Origin of the sequence: Janthinobacterium sp. AD80 (assembly GCF_002878455.1) — a bacterium.
In the GTDB taxonomy this organism is placed as follows: Bacteria; Pseudomonadota; Gammaproteobacteria; order Burkholderiales; family Burkholderiaceae_D; genus Janthinobacterium.
Genome location: NZ_NRDQ01000329.1, coordinates 1 through 778, shown reverse-complemented (window position 1 = coordinate 778; position 778 = coordinate 1). Strand labels below are relative to the sequence as shown.

General features: G+C 71.0%; 1 protein-coding gene. It reads right to left on the bottom strand.

Going from position 1 to position 778, the window contains the following annotated elements; genetic code table 11:
• Positions 1 to 778, bottom strand: a 778-nt coding sequence (locus JaAD80_RS29170; protein ID WP_258003257.1) for a condensation domain-containing protein, incomplete at both ends; no start/stop codon positions are given.

Here is a 778-nt window from a genome sequence, read left to right as displayed (position 1 = left end):
CGGCGCCTGCGGCGTGCGCGCCGCCTGTTGCTCGAACAGCGCATGCACCGTGGACTGCAGCGTGGGCGCGACCGTGCCGCGGTTGAAGTCCAGCAGCACTTGCCGGCGCGCCGCCGCATCCATCAGCGGCAGGCGGCTGAGGGCCATGGTCTCGTCGCTCGCCATGGCCGCCAGCACGGCCTGCAGGCTGGCAGCCAGGCGCGCGATGCCGTCATGCTCGAACAAATCGCTCGCATATTCGATATGCCCGGACACATGCTGGCCGTCGTCGTCGAGCAGCAGCGACAGGTCGAAGTGCGTGCTGGCCTGCGGCAGCGGCAGCGGGCGCGGGTCGAACAGGAGCTGGTCGCCGTCCGGCGCCGGCGTGTTGTTGAGCGCCATGACGCTCTGGAACAGGGGGCTGTAGGCCAGGCTGCGCACGGGCTTGACGGCATCGACCACCTGGTCCAGCGGCAGGTCCTGGTGTTCGTAGGCCGACAGCGCCGTGGCGCGGATGCATGCCAGCAGTTCCGCCACCGTGGGGTCGCCATGCAGGCGCACGCGCAGGGCCAGGGTATTGACGAAAAAGCCCGGCAGCGCTTCGAGTTCGGGCAGCGGACGGTTGGCGACGGGCGTGCCGATGACGATGTCATCCTGGCCGCCCAGGCGCGCCAGCAGCGCGCTCCAGCCGGCGAGCAAGGTCATGAACAACGTGGCGCCATGGCGGGCGCTGAGGCGGCGCAGCGCTTCGGCCAGCGGCGCATCGAGGGCGAAGGCCAGGCGCGCGCCCCGGTAGCTC